Consider the following 2609-nt stretch of genomic DNA (forward strand, 5'->3'; position numbering starts at 1 on the left):
CCATTTAAACCATCTTGACCTGTTGGACCTTGTGCACCCATGCCAGCAGCAATCGTTCCCGAAGCAATACCAGATTTGCCGTCACGGCCATCAACACCACTTTTACCGATAGCGCTCTCAAGAGTAGCTACTTTATCAATAGCTGTACGCGTATTAGCATCTAAACCGATGTTAACAATACCACCATCTTCTGTGGAAATAGCAATGCCAGTTTTTGTAGTGGCTGTATTGGTTGTCGCTGCATCAGTGCCAGTGGCATCGATTGTACCTGTACCAGATTTGAAGGTCAAACCAGTTGTTACCGCCACGGTTCTACCAGTTTCTGTATTGGCTTTGTAACCTAAGTTAGCTACACCACCAACTTTGCTGTCTACATAAGCCTTATTCGCTGCATCTGTATTCGCATCAGGTGTGCCAATATTCGTTAATTTAGACCCACCGAAGTCTACGTCACCTTTAGTGCCAGTAGCTCCTGCTTTTACTGTGATAACTGTATTATCACCATTTTTAATGACTAGATCATTTGTGCCATTACCAGAGATACCTTTCATTTTGGTTAACGTATCTGCTAATTTCACCACTAAACCATTTGCATCTGTAGTTGGATCTTTTTCTACACGGATATTGGTACCTTCAGGCGTTGCTGTGGTTGTAGTTGCTGTGGTTGTAGTTGCTGTGGTTGTAGTTGCTGTGGTTGTAGTTCCTGGACTAGCAGTTCCTGTAGTAGCAGTCGCTGGTGCTGTTACTGGTGTGAAGTTTTCCGCACCTTTCACAGTTAATGTAGTACCTAATGCACGTGTTACATCTTTTTTATCATCGCCTGTGAAAGTTAATGGTTGTTCAGCCATTCCTTTCACTGTATTGATACGACTATCTAATTTAGAAACCGCTGCGCCTACATTGTTAACAGTATCTGTACCACCTGCTGCATCATCTTTTGTGATGCTGTATGTAGGGCCTGTTAATGCGCCGTTAGTATCAACACTTGCATTGCCACCAAGAGCTGTTGCTAGTTCAGACTTAGCAGTATACAATTGACCACCAGTCACGGCATCATGAGAGCTTGCTGCAATTGTTCCATCTGCGATGTTGGATAATTTCGTACCTGTTGTATTAGCTGCTATTGTAGTCGTGCCATCTGGGTTCACTAGACGAGCTTGTACATCAGTGGCCGCTGTTGGTTTAGTGCCTCCCGCTGGAGTAATCACATTACCATCTTTGTCAACTTGATCTGCTTTATAGTAGTTACCATCGTTAGCTTTCACTAAACGGTTGCCTTCTGCATCTGTGTACACTACGGTACCAGCTTCGCCGTTACGTAATGCATTCACTTTTGTAGTTAGGTCTTTACCGTTCAGGCCGTCTTGACCAGTCAAACCTTTATCGCCTGCTGTTGCATCAGTTGCTTTTGGATCTTTACCAGTGCCTGCTTTACCATCACGGCCGTCAGCCACTGTGTTACCAAGTTTCGCTAATTGGTCTTTCACATCTTGGTGCAATCCGATGATAATTGTATCACCTTGCGCTGTCGTAACAATATCCTTAGTGTTAGCATTGCCTTGTACTTTCAGTACTCCTGTGGACAACGGTAACCCTACCTTAGTAGTATCTGCATCGTGTTCATCTTTCGTCACATTGCCAGCAAAGTTCAATGTCGCATTGCCAGCCACTGTAGTATTGACTTTACTAATGGCATCATCTACATATTTTTTATTCGTTACATCTGTGTCACCTTCAGCTGTCGAACTAGTAATTAACTTAGCTCCACCAAAGTTTACAGTGCCAGGATCTGCTTTTTTAGTAACTACCCCTGCATCATTTTTCACTTCAGCTGTATTTGGTGTCACAGTAATGGTGTTGGTACCATTTTTGATTACTAAATCATTTTGCCCATCACCAGAGATACCTTTCATATTTGTTAAGGTATCTGCTAAGCTCACAGTTAAACCATTTGTAGGGTCGGATGCTACTTGGATATTTACTCCTGGTGTTGCAGTTGCTGTTGGTGTGAAGTTTGCCGCACCTTTTACAGCTAACGTTTCACCTAACTTACGAGTCGCATTAGTTCCAGTATCCCCGCTGAAAGTAAGCGTTTTTTCTGCCAACGTATTCAAGTCAGACGCACTGGCTTTACCAGCTAATGTATTGTTGATAGTTGTAATATCTGATTTATCCGCTTTTTCAGCTAATTTACTATGTAATTGACCACCATTGATCGCATCGGTAGAGCCAGCTTTGATTTCACCATCTGCGATATTGCTTAACTTAGTTGTACCACCAGTTGTTGTACCATCTGGGTTCACTAGACGAGCTTGTACATCAGTGGTCGCTGTTGGTTTAGTGCCTCCCGCTGGAGTAATCACATTACCATCTTTGTCAACTTGATCTGCTTTATAGTAGTTACCATCGTTAGCTTTCACTAAACGGTTGCCTTCTGCATCTGTGTACACCACAGTACCAGCTTCACCGTTACGTAATGCATTCACTTTTGTAGTTAGGTCTTTACCGTTCAGGCCGTCTTGACCTGTTGGTCCTTGTGCACCCATGCCAGCAGCAGTCGTTCCCGAAGCAATACCAGATTTGCCATCACGGCCATCGATACCATTAGC

1 protein-coding gene is annotated in these 2609 nt (G+C 43.5%); it reads right to left on the minus strand.

Features of this window, described 5'->3' with window-relative positions:
- A partial coding sequence (locus tag EO117_RS08995; RefSeq protein WP_206168605.1) for a hypothetical protein occupies positions 1-2609 on the minus strand: 2609 nt, incomplete at both ends.

The organism is Veillonella sp. VA142 (assembly GCF_003992135.1).
Taxonomy (GTDB): Bacteria; Bacillota; Negativicutes; order Veillonellales; family Veillonellaceae; genus F0422.